This is a genomic window from uncultured Sphingomonas sp. (assembly GCF_964243315.1).
Classification (GTDB): Bacteria; Pseudomonadota; Alphaproteobacteria; order Sphingomonadales; family Sphingomonadaceae; genus Sphingomonas.
This window is the reverse complement of sequence record NZ_CAXTEM010000002.1, coordinates 157,028-175,310: the sequence shown is the minus strand read 5'-3', so window position 1 is coordinate 175,310 and position 18,283 is coordinate 157,028. Positions and strand designations below refer to the sequence as shown.

Genomic DNA, 18,283 nt, shown 5'->3' with positions numbered 1-18,283 from the left:
AGGCGGACATCCATCGGCGAAGCATGCTGAATGAACCCGGAGGCTAGCCAGTCTGGATCCCCGCCTCCTCGGGGATGACCGACGGTTTGGGGCTCCCGCGCAACGACAGCGCCCGCGCGAAGACCGCGTCGAACATCTCGGGCGTCAGCCGGCCGGTATTCTGGTTGAGACGCGAGCAATGATAGCTGTCGATCAGGATGCGGCCGTCGGGCACGCGGTGTTCCGCCATATGCGCGAAGGGTGCCTTCGGTAGCCGCCCGCCGAGGATCTTGACGCAGGACTGGTGCGCGACTTGGCCGAGCGCGACGAAGATTCGCGCTTTGGGGAGCGCCGCGGCCTGATCCGACAGGAACGGCCGACAGGTGCGGACCTCCTCGGGCGTCGGCTTGTTCTGCGGCGGCAGGCATTTGACCGCGTTGAGGATGATCGCGCCGTGAAGCGCGAGATCGTCGTCCGGTGTGCCGCTGTCGGTGCCCGAACACAGCCCGTGACGGGCTAGCGCGGCGAACAGCATCGTGCCCGCCGCATCGCCGGTGAAGGCGCGGCCGGTGCGGTTGGCGCCGTGCTTGCCCGGCGCGAGCCCGACGATTGCGAGCCACGCGTCGGGATCGCCGAACGCGGGAACGGGCGCGTTCCACCAGCCGGGCTGCTCCCTGCGGCACGCCTCGCGCAGTGCGACCAGACGCGGGCAGCGCGGGCAATCGTGCGGCGGCTCGGTATGCGGGATCGGGCCGGGTGCGTTCGTCATCGCGGTGCGGTAAGCCGCGGCGATGGCGCCGACAACCTATGCGATCGCGATCGGATCGAACCGCTACGGGCGCCACGGTCCGCCCGCGCGGACGGTCGCCGCGGCGGTGGCGGCGCTGCCCGGCGTAATCGCGGTCGCCCCGACGATCGCGAGCGCACCGCTGGGGCCGTCGCTGCGCCGGTTCGCGAACACCGTCGTGCTGGTGCGTGTCACGGACGATCCGCCCGCGCTGCTGCGGCGGCTGAAGGCGATCGAGCGCCGCTTCGGTCGTCGGAGCGGCCGGGCGTGGGGCGCGCGGATCCTCGATCTGGACATCGTCCTGTGGTCGGGCGGGCACTGGCAGCAACGGACCTTGACGGTGCCCCACCGCGCCTTCCGCGAACGGCGCTTCGTGCTCGCCCCGCTGGCCGTGATCGCGGGCGACTGGCGCGATGCGCAGACCGGGCGGCGCGTGCGTCATTTGGCGCATCTGGTTGACCGCCCGCGCGCCCGCCCCTAGGTGCCGCGTGCCGGTGTGAGGGTCCGTAGCTCAGTTGGTAGAGCAAGCGACTTTTAATCGAGAGGTCCCGGGTTCGAGCCCCGGCGGACCCACCACCGGCGCCTCTCGATAGCACAGGCCAGCATCGACATCGTGCGGGCGTAGCTCTGTCGGGACGATCTCGTCAGGACTTGCGCGGTCGACCGAGCGAGCAATGCTACGCCGCGGCTACGACGCTCGCCTGGGACATAGCGTGGCGAAGGCAGACGATTGTTCGTCCGCCATAGACCGGACGGAATTACCACCGCGGGCGCACTTGCTACAACGTTGTGATGAGCAAGAGGGTGGGACCTGCTTGCTTCCGATAAGGAAAATATGCCATCGCTGGCAGCGCCAGATGGAGCTTACGTGGACACGCAGCGTCTCGATCACAGCTCATCTATACGAGCCCAGCAGCCGGACGGATCGGGCGGCGACTCTCTGCTGAGCCGGCGCCGGCTGGTGACCGGGATTGCGGCGGCGCTCGTGGTTCCCGGCGTCGCGAGCGGGATCGGCGCGCGCGCGATCGCCGCGCCGCCGCCTGTCGACCGGAAGAAGTGGCACGATGTCCGCCGCTTCGGCGCCAGGGGCGACGGCAAGGCGATCGACAGCGCCGCGATCAACGCGGCGATCCTCCATGCTGCAGGGCAGGGTGGCGGCACGGTGCATCTGCCGCCGGGCATCTATCGCTGCTTCTCGATCCGCATGAGGAGCGGGATCACGCTGCATCTCGATCCCGGCGCGACAATCCTCGCGGCGTCCGTGCCGTTCGAAGGGCTGGCGAGCGGCGGCTATGATGCCGCCGAGCCGATCCACCCCAGCTACCGCGACTTTCAGGATTTCGGCCATTCGCATTGGCACAATTCACTGATCTGGGGAGAGGGCCTGCACGATATCGCGATCGTCGGCGGCGGGCTGATCGACGGCGAGGGGCTGGCGCGCGACTATTGGGATGAGCTCGGCGTCGCCGGTTCGCGCAAGCCGGGAGTGGGCGACAAGGCCATCGCACTGAAGAACTGCCGCGGCGTGACGCTGCGCGACGTGCGGATGGTCCGCGGGGGCTGGTTCTGCCTGCTCGCGACCGGCGTCGACAAGCTCGTGATCGACAACGTGACCGTCGACACCAATCGCGATGGCTTCGACATCGATTGCTGCCGCGATGTCCGCGTCGTGGGATGCACCGTGAACAGCCCCTATGACGATGGCATCTGCCCCAAATCCTCGTTCGCCCTCGGCTATGCCCGCGCGACCGAGAACGTCGTGATCGAGCGTTCCCTGGTGACCGGCGGCTATGAGGTCGGATCGGTGATCGACGGCAGCTGGCGGCGCTTGCCGCCGAGCTTCAACGGCACCGGCCGGATCAAATGCGGGACCGAGAGCAATGGCGGCTTCCGCAACATCGTGATCCGCGATTGCGTGTTCGACCAGTCGCGCGGGCTTGCGCTGGAGACGGTCGACGGCGGCGTGCTGGAGGACGTGACGGTCAGCGACATCAGGATGCGCGGCGCGCAGACCTCGCCGATCTTCCTGCGGCTGGGGCGCCGCCTGCGGGGCCCGGCGGGCACGCCGGTCGGCGTGCTGCGTCGGATCAAGATCCACAATCTGATCAGCCGCGACGCTGCGATCATGCCGTCGACGATCGCCGGGGTGGTGGGTCACCCGGTGGAGGACATCAGCATCTCCGACGTGCAGCTGCATCAGGTCGGCGGACAGAGCCAGACGCTGCTCCATTATTTCCCGGCCGCGGCCGAGGACGCCTATCCCGAGCCGGGCATGTTCGGACCGCTGCCGGCAACGGGTCTGTGGGCGCGCGACGTCCGGCATCTGGAGCTGGCGAACGTCGAGGTCGCGACCACCTATGCCGATCGGCGACCGGCGCTATGGTTCGAACGCGCGGATCGCGTCGCGGTCACCAATTTGCGGTCACCAACCACGCCGGCGATCGGATTGCGCAGGGTCCGCGACTTCAGGCGGACCGATGCCGCCGCACCGACCGTCACCGTTGCGGCGACCGAGGAGAGCATGTTGTGACGATCTACCGCATGGCCGACTGGGCGTCGAAGCAAGGCTCCGTCGGCCGGGTTCGCCAGATGCTTCTGGTGCTCGGCGCAGCATCGCTGCTCGGCCATGGTGTTGCCGCGCAACAGGTCGATTGGGCGTCGCCGCGTCTTGCCCGACCCAAGCTGGCGGTGCTGGGGCCATATGACGCCGAGTTCATCGCGGGCGGCGACGGCATCGTCAAACCCGCGCAAGGCTATGCCGAGGGCGAACGGTGGCAGGCGGGCCCGGACTGGACGGTGGCCGCCTGGGTGAAACCGGCGCGGCAAGTCGCCGGTCGGGTGATCGTGGGTGGCATCGGCGCCGCCGGGGCGGCGGATGCGCGCGCGCTGGCGCTGGTCGACGGCCGTCCGGCGATGCTCGTCGGCGGCCTGCCGGTCAGCGCGGGCGCGCCGCTCGCCAATGATCGCTGGCATCATCTGGTCGCCATCGGCCGCGGCGATACGCTGTCGCTGTTCCTCGACGGCCGGCAGATCGCCACGCGGCGCCTGCCCCAGGCGGCGCCGGCCGCACCCGAGGCGATCGTGGTGATCGGCCCGCGGTCGATCGGCCAACCCGTCTTCACGGGCAGGGTCGCCGGGCTCACCGTGGCGCCGCAGGCATGGACGGCAGCCGAGCTGCGCGGGGCGGCGCGCACCGCTCCCGACGACGACCTCGTCCGCTTCGAGAGCAATAGCCCCAGCTGGCCGCTCCAGGTCCGCAGCCAATATGGCGAGCCGGTGCCGCAGCGCGCCTGGACGCTGCCGAAGAGCGCTGCGCCGCAGGCGAAGGGGAAGGCGATACCCGCCCCCGATCTGCCGCCGCTGGCGACGGGGGATCAGGGGCGCTTCGCGGTCAATGGCTGGCGGATGGCGGAAGCGCCGCAGGTGACCGCCGACGCCGGCTTGCTCTCGCGTGCCGGGTTCGACGCGCGGCGCTGGCATGTCGCGACCGTGCCGGGCACCGCGCTGACCACGCTGGTCGACCGCGGCGTCTATCCAGATCCTCGGATCGGGCTCAACAACATGGCGATCCCGGAACGCCTCGCGCGACAGGATTATTGGTATCGCACCGAATTCGTGCTGCCCGAGGCGCAACGCGGCAAGCGTCTGGAGCTGCTGTTCAACGGTATCAACTACGCCGCCGAGATCTGGGTGAACGGCCGGCGGCTCGGCGACATCAAGGGCGCCTTCATCCGCGGCCGGTTCGACGCGACGGGTGCGCTGGTCCCGGGGCAAGCCAACGCGGTCGCGGTGCGTGTCTCGCCGCCGCCGCACCCGGGCATTCCGCACGAACAATCGATGACCGCCGGGCGCGGCGAGAATGGCGGCGCGATGATGATCGACGGGCCGACCTTCACCGCAAGCGAGGGGTGGGACTGGATCCCCGCCATCCGCGATCGCAACACAGGATTGTGGCAGGGGGTCGAACTCGTCGCGACCGACGCGCTCAGCCTCGGCGACCCCGACGTGGTGACGACGCTGCCGACGCCCGATTTGTCGGTGGCGGAGGTCGAGATCACGGTCCCGGTCAGCAACGTGGGCGATGTCGCCGCCGATGCGATCGTCCGCGCCGGGTTCGACGATGTCGCGGTGGAGCAGCGCGTGTCGGTGCCCGCTCATGGCACGGTGGTGGCGCGGTTCCGTCCCGCTGATCATGCGGCGCTGCGCGTGCGCCAGCCACGCTTGTGGTGGCCGAACGGCTATGGCGAGCCGGCGCTCCACGACCTGCGGCTGAGCGTCGGCAACGGGGCGGACGTTTCGGACCGGCGCCGGCTCCGCTTCGGCATGCGGCAGGTCACCTATGAGCTGTCGTCGCTCGGCTCCAAGGGCGACCTGCGCCGCGTCGAGGTCGATCTCACCCAGGCGAAACGGCTCGGCACCCCGATCATCGATGAACGCCATCCCGCGCTGCGCAAGGTCGCGGGCGGATGGGCGAACTCGCTGTTCCCGGCGGCGGAAACGTCGCCGGCGGTGCGTCCGGTGGTCAGCGATCCGCGGCTTTCCCCACAGCTTGTCTTGCGCGTCAACGGCGTCCGCATCGCCGCACGCGGCGGCAATTGGGGCATGGACGAGATGATGAAGCGCGTGGAGCGCAGCCGTCTCGAACCCTATTTCCGGCTGCACCGTGAGGCGGGGCTCAACATCATCCGCAACTGGATGGGGCAGAGCACCGAGGAGGCCTTCTTTCAGCTCGCCGACGAATACGGGATGATGATCCTCAACGACTTCTGGGAATCGACTCAGGACAATGATGCCGAAGCGGAGGACGTGCCGCTGTTCGTCGCCAACGCGCGCGACACCGTGCGGCGCTTCCGCACGCACCCGTCGATCGTGCTGTGGATCGGTCGCAACGAGGGCGTGCCACAGCCGATCCTCCAGACCGCCTTGCAGGACATGGTGTGGGAGGAGGACGGCACGCGGATGTACAAGGGCAACTCGCGGATCATCAATCTCGCCGGCTCCGGCCCCTACAATTGGCGCGCGCCCGAAGGCTATTTCACCGATTTCGCCAAGGGGTTCGCGGTCGAGGTCGGCACGCCGAGCTTCCCCACCCGGGAGGCCTGGTCGAGTTTCATACCCGCGGCCGATCGCTGGCCGGTGAATGACAGCTGGGCCTATCACGACTGGCACCAGGAACGCGCGGTGTCGGTGCAGAGCTTCATGGACGCGCTGACGACTCGCTTCGGCGCGCCCGCCGGCTTCGACGATTTCGAACGCAAGGCGCAGATGCTCAACTACGAGTCGCATCGCGCAATCTTCGAAGGGTTCAATGCCGGGCTGTGGACGACGAACAGCGCGCGCATGCTGTGGATGTCGCATCCGGCGTGGCCCTCGGCCGATTTCCAGATCTACTCCTCCGACTATGACACGCACGCGTCCTTTTATGGCACCCGCAAGGGCGCCGAGCCGGTCCACGTCCAGCTGAACCTGCCCGACCACCGCGTGTTGATGGTCAACGCCACCCGGGCACCATTGGCCGGAATCCTCGTCAGCGCCCGTGTCGTCGCGCTCGACAATCGCGTCCTGCTGACCCGTGACGCGCGCATCGACGTGCCGGCGAACGGCACCGCCGAGGCGCTGAAGCTCGATCTCGCCGCTCTGATGAAGCAAGGTCCGGTGCTCGTCCGTCTCACCGCGAGCGACGCCGGCGGCAAGACGCTGTCCGAAAACCTTTACTGGCAGGCGGACGAGGCAGTCGATCTGAGGGCACTCGACGCGTTGCCGAAGGTGTCCCTCGCCATCATGGCGCGTGAGGGCACACCGGTCGACGGCGAGCGGACGTTGATGGTCCGCCTGAGCAATCCGGCCAAGGTGGCGGCGCTGCAAGCGAAGTTGACGCTGCTCGATGCGGAGGGTGACCGGATCCTGCCGGCCTACCTCAGCGACAACTACGTCTCGCTACTGCCCGGTGAATCTCGCGAGGTGACGATCCGGTCGCCCGACGCGAGCCGCCCCGCCACGCTGAGCGTGCGCGGATGGAACGTCGCCGACAGGATGCTGAAGCTAGGGCTGCGTGACGATCGTGGGCCTAAAGCCGACCGCTGACGATCCGGTCATCGGCTCGCCATGCCGCCGCTGATCGCCTCCAGCGATCGTCGCTTGGTTTCCGGGAACCAGCGCGCGACGACGATGACCTGGAGGAGCATCGCGGCGGCGAAGCCCCAGAAGGGCAGCGCGCGATCAAATTGGGCCAGCACGGGAAAGGCGAGCGACAGGACGGCGTTAGCGACCCAGTGCGTGCCGCTGCCGATCGCCTGCCCCTTGGCGCGGACATCGGTCGGAAAGATCTCGCTTAGATACACCCAGATCACCGCGCCCTGCGACATCGCGAAGGCGACGACGAACAGGATCAGCAGCGGCAGCAGCAGCGCGTTGGACGCTACCCCGGCATAAACCAGCGCCACGCCCCCCAGCGCGACCGCGGTGACGACGCCCCCCGCGACCAGCAACGGCTTGCGGCCGACCCGGTCGATGATCGTCATCGCCGCCATCGTCGCGGCAAGATTGGCAGCGCCGATCACCACCGCCTGCACGTCGGGCGACAGGCCGACGAACCCGCCCGCGGCGAAGATGTCGTTCAGATAATAGAGGATCGCGTTGATGCCCGACAGCTGGTTGAGCAGGCCGATCGCGATCGCGAGCATGATCGGCTTGCGGTGCGCATGCCAGCTGAGCCGGCCGGTCGCGTTCGCCGCCGGTGGCGCTTCCTGTACGTCGAGGCCGAACCGTGCGGCGGCGGCATCCGCCTCCAGGGTGCGTCCCTTGGCGCGAAGCCAGCGGGGGCTCTGCGGCACGCCCGTGAGCAGCAACAGGAAGGCCGTGGCGGGGATCGCGGCGGAGGCGAGCTTCCAGCGCCACGCTGCGTCACCCGTGAGGACCTGGCTGACGGCGTAGTTGCTGGCATAGGCCACGAGGATGCCGAGGACGATGTTGAACTGGAACAGCCCGACCAGGAAACCGCGCCGGGCGGGCGGGCTGATCTCGGCAATATAAACCGGCACCAGCACCGACGACGCGCCGATCGCGATCCCGCCGATGAAGCGAAAGGCCGCGAAGGCGGTCAGTCCGCCGGATAGGGCGCACCCGATCGCCGACACCAGATAGAGCAGCCCGATCACCCGCAGGACCCGCATCGCGCCGTATCGATCGCCCGGCGCGCCGCTCAACAGCGCGCCCGCGAGCGTACCCCAGAGCGCGGCAGACACGGCGACGCCCAGCCCGGCCGGTCCGAGTGCGAAACGCAGACGCAGGGCGCCGGTCACGCCCGAGATCACCGCGGTGTCGAACCCGAACAACAGACCGCCGAGCGCCATCGCCGCGACCGCGCGGGTGTGGGCGGGGGTGGTCATGCCGCAGCTGCCCGGTGACGCTTGATGAAGTCGGCATGCGGCTCTGCATGACGCAGCGTCGCATCGATGGCGGCGCGCATCCTATCGAAACTGTCGGTCAGTTCCGCGACGCCGAACTGATCCGCGAGAGGGTGGTGGCGGTCCGGCAGGTCGCCGAAACCCGCATACATGCTCAGCCAGCTGGGATCCTGGAACGTGTCCCATTCGCGGCGCACGAACTCGCCGCCGGCCTGCCAGGCGTCGATCCGTTCCTGCAAGCCGTGGGGCAACGCGATCTCGCGCATCGCATCCCAGAAGGGCTCACCAATGCGGCGATTGCGGAGGTAATGCAGGACGAGGAAATCGCGGAGGCGCTCGAACTCCAGTAGCGACTGCCGATTGTAGGTCGTCGCCAGTCGCGGATCCATGTCGTGAGCGGGAAACAGCGCCACCAAGCGCTCCAGCGCGGACTGGATGAGGACGATGCTGGTCGATTCGAGCGGCTCGAGAAAGCCAGCGGACAGGCCCACCCCCACGACGTTGCCCTCCCAGAAGCGGGCGCGGTGCCCGGTCGCGAAGCGCAGCCGGTTGGGCTCGGCGATCACCTCACCCTCGAGATTGTCGCGAAGGGTGCGTTCGGCGTCCTCGTCGCTCATGAAGGCGGAGCAATAGACATGCCCGTTGCCGACGCGGTGCTGGAGCGGGATGTGCCATTGCCACCCGGCCGGCCGCGCCGTGGCGGTGGTCATTGGTTTGTGCGGTCCGGCGGCGCGGCACGGCAGCGCGATCGCGCGGTCGCAGGGCAGCCAGTGCTGCCAATCCACGAACGGCACCGCCATCGCCTCGCCCAGCAACAGGCTGCGAAAGCCCGAACAGTCGACCCATAGATCGCCGGCGATGGTCTGTCCGTCGGCGGTTCGCACGGCGACGAGGCGGCCGTTCTCCGGATCGCGATCGAAGTCCTCGATCTGCGCATCGATATGTTCCACGCCATTCGCGACCGACAGGCGGCGCAACATCGCGGCGAACTTCGATGCGTCGAAATGCAGTGCGAAATTGAACACGCCGAGGTCGTTCACCGGGCGGTCCGTCGGCGGCAGGAACAGGCCGCGCTCGGCGAGTTGGGTGGCGACGCAGTAGCGCGACAGGGGCAGGTCATGACCGGCCGCCCGCATCTTCAGCCAATAATGGTGAAACGCGACACCGCGAGCGGGAACGCCGTAGAGGCCGAACGGATGGAAGAAGCTGTGGCCGGGGCCGCCCCAGTCGACGAAGCGGATGCCGTACTTGATGGTCCCTTCGGTCGCCGCCAGCACATCGGGCTCGCCCAGCTCGACGGCAGCCAGGAAGTCGCGGATGGCGGGAACGGTCGCTTCGCCGACCCCGACCGTGCCGATCGCCGCGCTGTCGACGACCGTGATCGAGATCGGGAGGTGGCTGAGCTTGCGCGCGAGATAGGCGGCGGACATCCAGCCAGCGGTGCCGCCGCCGACGATCACGATCCGCCGGACACCGCCGGCCCCCTCGCCACCGTCACTCATGATTGCAGCCGGCAATGGCCTTCGCCCCGATCTGATGAAAAATCCCGCCGCTGCTTCTTACAGCAGCGGCGGGAGTGGGGGGAACTCAGAACTTGACGCGGACGCCGCCGATGAAACGCCGTTCGTAGATGTTCTCGAACAGCACCTGATCGGGGTAGGTCAGGTAATAGCGCTCGGTTTCCGCGGTGAGGTTCGACGCCTGGCCATAGAGCGTGACGTTCGGCAGGACGTCGTAGCTGATCGACGCATCCAGATAGTTGGTCGGCTTCTGATACTGCGCCAGCCCGGTGATGCCGCCGTAGTCGGACGAGACCAGCCGCTTCGACCGGTAATTGTAGGCGACGCGCAGCTGCATCCCATATTGCTCGTACCAGAGCGCCGCGTTGGCCTGATGCTTGGAGTTGTCCTGGAATGGTTGCTTGTTGCCTGCCAGGTCGACACGGCCGGCATCACCAAGCGACAGGGTGTAGTTCGCGTCGAGGCCGAAGCCGCCGAAGAACCCATTCACGCCGTAATCGGCCAGCGATTGCCGCGCCGACAGTTCGGCACCCTTCAGCGTACCGCCTTCGCCCTGGCCGATCGTGTTGATCGGCACGGGGTTGCGGATCACGCCGTCATTGTCCGGGATGTCGTTGCGCGTCTCGGTGCCGTTGGTGATGAAGCTGTCGACGTTGATGTAGAAGACGCCCGCGGACACCAGGCTCGATCGACCGGTGTAATATTCGAGGCTCGCCTCCGCATTGTCGGCGCGCCACGGGTTGAGCTGCGCATTACCCCGCGAGTTGCCGCCCGCTGCCCGGAACAGCGGCGGATTGGTGTTGGTATCGATCGCATAGTTGATGTTGAGGCCGCCACCCCATTGCACGAAGTCGAGCAGCGTCATCGTCTTCGAGAAAGCACCGCGCAGACGTAGCTTGTCGGTCAGGTCGAACGCGACGTTGAAGGCCGGCAGGAAATCGGTGAAGTCGCGCTTGGTGAACGCGTCGCCGATGTCCTTGCCCGACAAGCCGTAGGGCTGCGGTGCGCCGACGATGTTCTGGCGGACGGTGAAGCGCGTGTTGACGACGCGCAGGCCACCATTCGCGCGGAAGGGTAGGCCGAACACCTCGCCCTCGCCGCTCACTTGCGCGTAGCCGGACAGCTGCTTCAGATCGATGCTGAAGGAATCCGCCGGGTTAACGTTGTTGATGCTGCCGGGGTAGAATTGGTTCTGGAACGATTCGGAATCGTCCATCGCCTTCGGGTCGAGAACGTACAGCGACGGCGTGCCGGCCGCTGGCAGCTGGTATTGCTTGATGATGCCCGCGAACGCCGGATCGCTTGCCAACCGGGTATAGCCGGCGGTGTAGGCATTCCCCTGAGCGTCGCGAACGCTGCACGCATTGTCGTTCAAGTTGACGTCGAACGCCTTCCACTTGACCAGGCACCCCGCGGCCGGGTTCGCCGGATTGTCGGTGTTGCCGGCATAGAAGGGCGAGACCCGCTCGAACGTGAACTGGTCGACGCTGCGCTTGCCGTAACGGCCGCCGAACTTGAGCGACAACTGATCGGACGGCTTCCACTCCGCATCGCCGCGGAACGCGTACATCTCGCCGTCCTGATAGACGTTGTTCTCCGACGAGATCGTCTTCAGCCCATAGCGCGACGTATCTTGGGTCTGGGTCAGGAACGCCTGCGGGAAGGTGAAGACCGGCGCCCCGCTCGAATAATCGACCGTGGCCTGCTGGCTGTACGGTGCATAGCCGGTCGGGTTGAAGCGGACGTCGCCGCCCAGCGAGGCCGGATAGTTGCCGACCCCCGAATAGGCCCATTGCGTACCGTTGGTCAGGCTGAACTGCGCGTAGGACTGATCCGACTTGCGGCTGGCCTTGCCATAGATGCCACGCACGGTCGCGGTCAGCGAGCCGCCATTGTCCCAATCGAGCTGCAGATTGTAGTTCTGCGACTTCGACTTGACTCGGAACGTCTCCGAATAGCTGTCGAAGTTCGGCATGTCGTACCGGTAGGCCTGGACCGTGTTGAGATCCACGGTAGCGCCGTGCTGGTCCCCGATCCGCGCACCTGTGTTGGTGGAGCCGGTCGGCAGATACGGCGAGGATTGCCAGTCGATGTTCTGGAACTGGAAACCCGCGGTACGATCATATTGGGTCTGGCGCGTGTAGAAGCCGTCCGCGGTCAGCTTCAGCGAATCGTTGATCTGGAACTGGAGGGAGGCATTGGCGCCGAAACGCTCGCGGCTGGTGATGCGGTTCCAGGCGGTGTGCGACTGCGGCGTGATGAAGCCGTCATTCGCGTCGCCGTCGCCGTTCACGTCGTAGCCGATGACCGCGCCGTTCTGGCTGATCGGCGTGCCCCGGAATTGACCGGCAGGCAGGCCGACACCGAAGTCGTTCCGCACCACGCCATTGTCGACATAGTTGCGCTCGCTGCGAATGGCGACGCCGTAATCCTGGATGCCGCGGAAGCTGTTCGACAGGTCCAGGTCGCTATAGGCGGCGGACACCAGCAGGCCGACCCGACCGGCATTGTACGACAGCAGGCCGTTGAACGACGGATTCCACTTGTCGGTGCGGTCGCCATATTGGCCTTCGCCCGCGGCGGAGAAGGTCAGGCCCTGCTTAAGGTCGAACGGACGGCGAGTCAGCAGATCGATCGTCCCGGTGAGCCCCGCCTGCTGCAACGACGCGGTCGGCGATTTGAACACGGTCGCGCCCGAGAAGAGCTGCGACGGGATGTCGGTGAAGTTCGGCTGCACCGTCGTCACCGAATTGGCGCCGAGGAACTGTTCGCCGTTCAGCAGCGTCGTCACCTGCGGCAGGCCGCGAATGTTCACTTCGGCGCCTTCGCCCGCGCTGCGGCGGATCTGGACACCGGGAATGCGCTGAAGCGAGTCGGAGATCGTGACGTCGGGGAGCTTGCCGATATCTTGCGCGCTGATCGCCTCGACGACGCTGTCGGCGTTGCGCTTGACGTCGATCGAGCGCGCCTGCGATGCCCGGATGCCGGTGACGACGATGTCCGACTCCTGCGCCGACTGGTCGGGTGCCGCCACCGGATCCTGATCGGTCGCGACCGCCGCGGCGGCGTTGCCGGTGGGCACGGACTGGTCGGCGGCTGGTGCTTCTTGCCCGAAGACGGTGGCGGGCAACAAAGCGCCCAGCGAGACCGCCGCGAGCAGCGCGGTGCGAACAGTTGGCCTCTTCATCGTCGACTCTCCCTTTTACGACAGCTCACGGGTCTTCGCGCGCGATGCTGCTACAGAATGTTGCAATACTTATTGGAAGTTGTTTTATCAATCCGGAGCGTTGGCGTGTCAACCCGTCCGACGGTCGATGTCGCTGCGGGTCGACCAGCAAACAGGTTTCCAAGCGGTCTGTGGACCAGCCATGTCCTTGGCATGCCGCAAGCTAGACAAGGTGCATGTGAGCGGGTCGGCAGGTCTGCGCGACGGCAACGGAAAAATGGCGCCCGCCACGATAAGCCACGGGTGACGAGCGCCAGTTTCTAGGGCGACCCTTTGCAGCGGATCGCCAAGCGGCACTATGAGTCGGCTCCTTAACAACGGGTGCGCGACACGTTCACGCGGCAGAAAGTCGGCGGGCCGACTGAGACACCGGTGCCCGTCGCCTAGGTGCTTATGAACCAAGGTATCTTGAGCTTGAGGCGGTGCGACACTGATCTGGATTGTTGTGCTGCTCGATGCGCGGAGCCTAGGGAGCGGCATGGCCAAACCTTATCGCTCGCGCATCGACAGTCGTAATCACCACCGCGAGGCGAATGCCTCCAAGCGGGACAAGCCGGCACCAGGCGGTCTGGTGAAGGCGCTGACGAGCGCGAAGGATGCCGCGAAGGCGATGCTGGGCTTCGAAGGGCGTTCTGCCTCGCGCTCGTAGAGGTGGCGACCGATCGCGGTCACGCTCCGGCGTGTCGAGGACAGCTAGATCGTAGAAGAACCGCTGACCTTTCGGCCAGCGGCTCGGTCCCGTTCGCGAGGGCGAAGACATCGGACTTGGCATCGTGGAATTCTTGGCGTGCAAGCTCGCGAGAGCTGCACGACTCGACATCGCTGCATACCAAACACTGACGGTTTCCGATGATCACGGCGACTAATCCCGGTTATAGAACGGCACGCATATCGCGCGTAGGCATACCAATGCCGTCGACAAGGCGGGCAGGTCGCATCCCATCGTGCCGCTTCGGCGGAATGGAGTCCGGTGCCGTGGAAAATGCGCTGTGGAGGATGCCTGCCAGGCTGTTGTTGCGACGGGTGCGAGAGGGGCCGCAACCCGCGGAGCAGACCGAGATCGCGCACGGCTCGCTCCAGGAGATGGTGCGGCTCGCGACCGACTCGGGGATAGAGGAAGTGCTGCCGGTGTGCATCGACTGCTGCGGCGCACCGCGGCCGCTGGTCTGGGCCGATATCGTGGCCTTACGGCGCGAGCCGACTTTCCCGGTCGATATCTGATCGAGGAAACGCCCTGCGTACCGTAGTGACACATATACGCAGGGCGCCTTGCAATCGATGTCCGCTATCGATCAAGCGCGGCCTTAGCGGCTAAACCTCGATAAATCCTTGCCGTTGTCGCTCGGCTCGCCGCATTCGACGAGCCGGACGGAACCTAGGCGAGATCCTCGGCCAGCGCCGCGGCAAGCAGGTCGCGGATCGCGCGCAATGCATGCGTCAGGTCCGCGGCAGGCGGGGTGAGCGCAGGCGTGGCCTCCACCGATGGTTCGGTGGTCGGCGCGCCGCGGGCGAGCAGCTGCTGGACACCGCGAACGGTGTAGCCCTCATGGTTCAGCAGCGTGTCGATCCGGCGCACCAGCGCGACGTCCTGCGGCCGGTAGTAGCGGCGATTGCCCGCGCGGGTCAGCGGGCGTAACTGCGGGAACCGGGTTTCCCAATACCGCAGAATATGCGGCGGCAGGCCGGTTTCGCTGGAGAGTTCGCCGATCGTCCTGAACGCCCCGCTTGCCTTGGGGGTGTTCTCTGGCACCCGCCTCAGCCGGCGCTGACGATGCGTTCGCGCATCATGTGACTGGCGCGGAAGGTGAGTACCCGCCGCGGTGCGATCGGTACCTCGATCCCGGTCTTGGGATTGCGCCCGACCCGTTCGCCCTTGTCGCGGAGCACGAAGGTCCCGAAGCCCGATATCTTGACGTTCTCACCACGCGACAGCGCGCCACACATCTCGGCGAGGATCTGTTCGACGATCTTCGCCGAATCCGCGCGCGACAATCCGATCTCCCGATGGAGCGACTCGGCCAGATCGGCTCTCGTCAACGTCCCGGTCGTGTTCATCAACACGATTTGCCACTCCTATGCCCAATTCCCCGCAAGGAGAGTACAATAGCTTGGCATTGATCGGAAGGAAAAAGATGGAACTACTTAGAAGCGCAGGCCGGCCTAGAAGCGCAGGACCGCCGCACCCCAGGTGAAGCCGCCGCCCATCGCTTCGAGCACGACGATCTGGCCCTGCTGGATGCGGCCGTCGCGCACCGCGACGTCGAGCGCGAGCGGCACCGATGCGGCGGAGGTGTTGGCGTGCTGGTCGACCGTGACGACCACCTTGTCCGGTGACAGCCCGAGCTTGCGCGCGGTCGCGTCGAGGATCCGGGCGTTGGCCTGGTGCGGCACCAGCCAGTCGATGTCCGCCGAGGTCATTCCGACCAGCCCGAGCGATTCGTCCATCACGCTCGCCAAATTGACGACCGCGTGGCGAAACACCTCGCGCCCCTTCATCCGCAGCTTGCCGACGGTGCCCGTCGTAGACGGGCCGCCATCGACATAGAGCAGGTCGTTGTGGCGGCCATCGGCGTGGAGCTTGGTGACGAGGATGCCGCGGCCGGTGTCGGCGTCGCTTTCCTGCCCCTCCAGCACCACCGCGCCCGCGCCGTCGCCGAACAGCACGCAGGTGCCGCGATCCTCCCAGTCGAGGATGCGGCTGAAGGTTTCCGACCCGATCACCAGCGCGCGGCGGTGGACGCCGGTGCGCAACATGCTGTCGGCGACCTGGACCGCGTAGAGGAAGCCCGAACACACCGCGTTGACGTCGAACGCGACGCAATCGTCGATGCCGAGCATCGCCTGGACCTTGGTCGCGGAGGCGGGAAAGGTCTGATCGGGCGTGGCGGTCGCCAGCACGATCAAATCGATATCGGTCGCGTCGAGGCCGGCAGCCGCGATCGCCGCGCGCGCGGCATCGGCGCCGAGCGTCGCGGTGGTTTCCTCAGGCGCGGCGAGATGGCGGAAGCGGATGCCGGTACGCTCGACGATCCATTCGTCGCTGGTGTCGACCTGCTCCGCGAGTTCGGCGTTCGACACGCGCCGGGCGGGCAGGGCGGATCCGGTGCCGATGACGACCGAGCGTATCATGCGTGGCCTACCTGCACTTTGGCTTCGAAATTGCCGAGATCCTCCGCGATGCGGTGGGTAAGATCGGCGCGGACCATCTTGGCGGCATTGCCGATCGCGGTCGCGACGCCAAGCTCGTTGGCGCTGCCATGGCTCTTCACCACGATCCCGCCAAGCCCTAGGAAGACCGCGCCATTATGGTTGTTGGGATCGAGGTGATCGCGCAGCAGTTCGGTCGCGGGGCGCGAGATCAGGAACCCGATCTTGGAACGTACCGACGACGAGAAGGCGCGCTTCAACAGGTCGCCGACGAACCGCGCGGTGCCCTCGACGCTCTTCAGCGCGATGTTGCCCGCAAAACCGTCGCAGACGATGACGTCGTGATCGCCGCGCGCGAGCTTGTCGCCCTCGACGAAGCCGGTGAAGTCGAGCGGCAGATGGGTCTGTGCGCGCAGCACGGCGGCCGCGTCGCGAATCTCGTCGGTGCCCTTCTGGTCCTCGCTGCCGATGTTGAGCAGCGCGACGCGGGGGCTTTCGAGATCGAGGATCACGCGCGCATAGGCCGCGCCCATCACCGCGAACTGGATCAGGTTCTGCGCGTCGCATTCGGTGTTCGCACCGAGATCGAGCATCACGACGTCGTTGCTGCCGAGCGTCGGCAACGGCGCCGCCAGCGCCGGCCGGTCGATGCCGGGCAGCGTCCGCAGCGTCAGCTTCGCCATCGCCATCAGCGCGCCGGTATTGCCCGCGGACACCGCAGCGCCGGCACGACCCTGCTTCACCAGCGCGATCGCGACGCCCATCGACGTCGTCTTCGCGCGGCGCATCGCCTGGCTCGGCTTGTCGCTTGCGCCGACGACTTCCGGTGCGTGGACGATCTCGGCATGAGCCGCGAGCGTCGGGTGACGCTTCAGCTCATCCGCGATCCCATCCTGATCGCCGACCAGCAGGAAGCGCATGCCCTGATGCCGGCCCTGCGCCCGTGCGACGCCGGCGAGCATGACTGCCAAACCCCCGTCGCCGCCCATCGCATCGACGGCGATCGTTGAAGTGTCCGGCATGATAAGACGGGTTCCGGGAGTTAAGGCTTAGCCTTCGGCCGAGATGATCTCGCGACCATTATAGTGACCGCACGACCCGCACAGATTGTGCGGGCGCTTCAGTTCGCCACAGTTCGGGCACTCCTGAAACGACGCGACGGTGAGCGAATCGTGCCCACGGCGCATGCCGCGCTTGGAGGGCGAAGTCTTTCTTTTTGGGACGGCCATTGCGGCACCTTGTTCTTTGATCGATCGGGTTTCCGATGAACCCGGCCCGGCGCCACGGCAACCGACTCGAAAGCCGGCCGCGCGGGACGCACCTGAACGGCCGGACGCATCGCGAAGCGCGGGCCTATAGCGAATTCGCCGCGGGTTGCAAGCATCGGGGCCGGTGAGGTCGATCCGATTGTGCTCCCGCGAAGGCGGGAGCCCAGTACTGGGTCCCCGCCTTCGCGGGGACACATGAGCGGAGCGACTTACACGCTCAAGCAGCCAGCGCGGCGTCGCTGACGAACATGTTGGTGCGGCGTTCGTGCGCGAAATTGCTCGCGGCGCCGTGGCCCGGGATGAACGCGGTCTCGTCGCCCAGCGGCCACAGCTTATCGACCACGGAGCGAATCAGCTGCTGGTGATTGCCGCCGGGCATGTCCGATCGCCCGACCGAGCCTTGGAACAGCACGTCGCCGACCAGCGCCAGCTTCGACGCCGGGTGATGGAAGATCACATGGCCGAGCGTGTGGCCCGGCGTTTCGTAGACGTCGAGCACCAGATCCCCGACCGTCACGGTATCGCCGTCGACCAGCCAGCGGTCGGGCTCGAACGGTACGCCGTCGATGCCATACGTCTTGCCGTCCTCCGCAAGCCGGGCCAGCCAGAAGCGGTCGGCCTCGTGCGGTCCTTCGATCGCGACGCCCAGTGCGTCGGCGAGCGGCTTGGCCTCGCCGGCATGATCGATATGGCCGTGGGTGAGCAGGATCTTCTCCACCGTCACCCCGGCCTGCGCGATCGCGGCATGGATCCGCGGCAGATCGCCGCCGGGATCGACCACCGCGGCCTTCATCGTCGCGGTGCACCAGATGATCGTGCAGTTCTGCTGGATCGGCGTGACCGGCACGATCGTGGCGCGGAGCGGTGGAGTCATGATGCGGTTCCGGACTGGCGGGGGCGGACGCCTGAGATACGGTCGCGGGCTCGACCAGTCCAGACCAAGCAGGGCC

15 protein-coding genes and 1 tRNA gene are annotated in these 18,283 nt (G+C 66.9%); 6 read left to right on the top strand and 10 right to left on the bottom strand.

Annotated features, from left to right (window positions below):
* Positions 1-43 precede the first annotated feature (43 nt).
* Positions 44-748, bottom strand: a complete 705-nt coding sequence (locus tag ACFE77_RS01505) for a uracil-DNA glycosylase (protein WP_375419845.1) — start codon at positions 746-748, stop codon at positions 44-46.
* A 22-nt stretch (positions 749-770) separates the two neighbouring features.
* On the opposite strand from ACFE77_RS01505, the gene folK reads away from it, so the two are divergent.
* The 4 genes from folK (at position 771) to ACFE77_RS01485 (ending at position 6,850) form a co-directional block, all read left to right on the top strand.
* On the top strand, positions 771-1,247 hold the full coding sequence (gene folK, locus ACFE77_RS01500) for a 2-amino-4-hydroxy-6-hydroxymethyldihydropteridine diphosphokinase (RefSeq protein ID WP_375419844.1): 477 nt from the start codon (positions 771-773) through the stop codon (positions 1,245-1,247).
* A gap of 19 nt (positions 1,248-1,266) precedes the next feature.
* Positions 1,267-1,342 (top strand) — tRNA-Lys (locus tag ACFE77_RS01495).
* A gap of 292 nt (positions 1,343-1,634) precedes the next feature.
* Positions 1,635-3,296, top strand: a complete 1,662-nt coding sequence (locus ACFE77_RS01490) for a glycoside hydrolase family 28 protein (RefSeq protein ID WP_375419843.1) — start codon at positions 1,635-1,637, stop codon at positions 3,294-3,296.
* Positions 3,293-6,850, top strand: a complete 3,558-nt coding sequence (locus tag ACFE77_RS01485) for a LamG-like jellyroll fold domain-containing protein (RefSeq protein WP_375419842.1) — start codon at positions 3,293-3,295, stop codon at positions 6,848-6,850. The genes ACFE77_RS01490 and ACFE77_RS01485 overlap by 4 nt, the downstream gene beginning before the upstream one ends.
* An 8-nt stretch (positions 6,851-6,858) precedes the next feature.
* Here the strand turns inward: ACFE77_RS01485 and ACFE77_RS01480 are convergent, their stop codons facing one another.
* The 3 genes from ACFE77_RS01480 to ACFE77_RS01470 all read right to left on the bottom strand — a co-directional run bounded on the left by ACFE77_RS01480 (position 6,859) and on the right by ACFE77_RS01470 (position 12,879).
* Positions 6,859-8,154: a sugar porter family MFS transporter gene (locus tag ACFE77_RS01480; RefSeq protein WP_375419841.1), complete on the bottom strand. Its 1,296-nt coding sequence runs from the start codon at positions 8,152-8,154 to the stop codon at positions 6,859-6,861.
* Positions 8,151-9,674, bottom strand: coding sequence for a tryptophan halogenase family protein (locus tag ACFE77_RS01475; RefSeq protein WP_375419840.1), 1,524 nt, complete (start codon positions 9,672-9,674; stop codon positions 8,151-8,153). The genes ACFE77_RS01480 and ACFE77_RS01475 overlap by 4 nt, the downstream gene beginning before the upstream one ends.
* A gap of 85 nt (positions 9,675-9,759) precedes the next feature.
* Complete coding sequence (locus tag ACFE77_RS01470) at positions 9,760-12,879, bottom strand: TonB-dependent receptor (RefSeq protein ID WP_375419839.1); 3,120 nt, start codon at positions 12,877-12,879, stop codon at positions 9,760-9,762.
* Between the two features lie 517 nt (positions 12,880-13,396).
* Between ACFE77_RS01470 and ACFE77_RS01465 the strand changes: the two genes are divergently transcribed.
* A complete protein-coding gene (locus tag ACFE77_RS01465; protein WP_375419838.1) occupies positions 13,397-13,567 on the top strand; it encodes a hypothetical protein in 171 nt (56 codons plus the stop codon).
* Positions 13,568-13,914: 347 nt separating this feature from the next.
* The gene (locus ACFE77_RS01460; protein WP_375419837.1) at positions 13,915-14,139 is read left to right on the top strand and encodes a hypothetical protein; all 225 of its coding nucleotides are present in this window, start codon (positions 13,915-13,917) and stop codon (positions 14,137-14,139) included.
* Between the two features lie 154 nt (positions 14,140-14,293).
* On the opposite strand, the gene ACFE77_RS01455 is transcribed toward ACFE77_RS01460, so the two are convergent.
* The 6 genes from ACFE77_RS01455 to ACFE77_RS01430 form a co-directional block, all read right to left on the bottom strand.
* Positions 14,294-14,668 carry a MerR family transcriptional regulator gene (locus ACFE77_RS01455; protein ID WP_375419836.1) on the bottom strand — a complete coding sequence of 125 codons (375 nt, stop codon included), beginning with the start codon at positions 14,666-14,668 and terminating at the stop codon, positions 14,294-14,296.
* Positions 14,669-14,673: 5 nt separating this feature from the next.
* Complete coding sequence (locus tag ACFE77_RS01450) at positions 14,674-14,973, bottom strand: integration host factor subunit alpha (RefSeq protein WP_375419866.1); 300 nt, start codon at positions 14,971-14,973, stop codon at positions 14,674-14,676.
* Positions 14,974-15,078: 105 nt separating this feature from the next.
* Entirely contained in the window at positions 15,079-16,047 is a 969-nt protein-coding gene (locus tag ACFE77_RS01445; protein ID WP_375419835.1) for a beta-ketoacyl-ACP synthase III, read from the bottom strand.
* Positions 16,044-17,087 carry a phosphate acyltransferase PlsX gene (gene plsX, locus ACFE77_RS01440; protein ID WP_375419834.1) on the bottom strand — a complete coding sequence of 348 codons (1,044 nt, stop codon included), beginning with the start codon at positions 17,085-17,087 and terminating at the stop codon, positions 16,044-16,046. The genes ACFE77_RS01445 and plsX overlap by 4 nt, the downstream gene beginning before the upstream one ends.
* 27 nt (positions 17,088-17,114) lie before the next feature.
* Positions 17,115-17,294, bottom strand: a complete 180-nt coding sequence (gene rpmF / locus ACFE77_RS01435; protein WP_375419833.1) for a 50S ribosomal protein L32 — start codon at positions 17,292-17,294, stop codon at positions 17,115-17,117.
* Positions 17,295-17,550: 256 nt separating this feature from the next.
* Positions 17,551-18,207, bottom strand: a complete 657-nt coding sequence (locus tag ACFE77_RS01430; protein WP_375419832.1) for an MBL fold metallo-hydrolase — start codon at positions 18,205-18,207, stop codon at positions 17,551-17,553.
* Positions 18,208-18,283 lie beyond the last annotated feature (76 nt).

Excerpts from the sequence above, each read along its gene's own strand:
- ACFE77_RS01505 (WP_375419845.1), bottom strand. The coding sequence starts at position 748 with ATGACGAACGCACCCGGCCCGATCCCGCATACCGAGCCGCCGCACGAT.
- folK (WP_375419844.1), top strand. The coding sequence starts at position 771 with ATGGCGCCGACAACCTATGCGATCGCGATCGGATCGAACCGCTACGGG.
- ACFE77_RS01480 (WP_375419841.1), bottom strand. The coding sequence starts at position 8,154 with ATGACCACCCCCGCCCACACCCGCGCGGTCGCGGCGATGGCGCTCGGC.
- ACFE77_RS01475 (WP_375419840.1), bottom strand. The coding sequence starts at position 9,674 with ATGAGTGACGGTGGCGAGGGGGCCGGCGGTGTCCGGCGGATCGTGATC.
- ACFE77_RS01470 (WP_375419839.1), bottom strand. The coding sequence starts at position 12,879 with ATGAAGAGGCCAACTGTTCGCACCGCGCTGCTCGCGGCGGTCTCGCTG.
- ACFE77_RS01465 (WP_375419838.1), top strand. The coding sequence starts at position 13,397 with ATGGCCAAACCTTATCGCTCGCGCATCGACAGTCGTAATCACCACCGC.
- ACFE77_RS01460 (WP_375419837.1), top strand. The coding sequence starts at position 13,915 with ATGCCTGCCAGGCTGTTGTTGCGACGGGTGCGAGAGGGGCCGCAACCC.
- ACFE77_RS01450 (WP_375419866.1), bottom strand. The coding sequence starts at position 14,973 with ATGAACACGACCGGGACGTTGACGAGAGCCGATCTGGCCGAGTCGCTC.
- ACFE77_RS01445 (WP_375419835.1), bottom strand. The coding sequence starts at position 16,047 with ATGATACGCTCGGTCGTCATCGGCACCGGATCCGCCCTGCCCGCCCGG.
- plsX (WP_375419834.1), bottom strand. The coding sequence starts at position 17,087 with ATGCCGGACACTTCAACGATCGCCGTCGATGCGATGGGCGGCGACGGG.
- rpmF (WP_375419833.1), bottom strand. The coding sequence starts at position 17,294 with ATGGCCGTCCCAAAAAGAAAGACTTCGCCCTCCAAGCGCGGCATGCGC.
- ACFE77_RS01430 (WP_375419832.1), bottom strand. The coding sequence starts at position 18,207 with ATGACTCCACCGCTCCGCGCCACGATCGTGCCGGTCACGCCGATCCAG.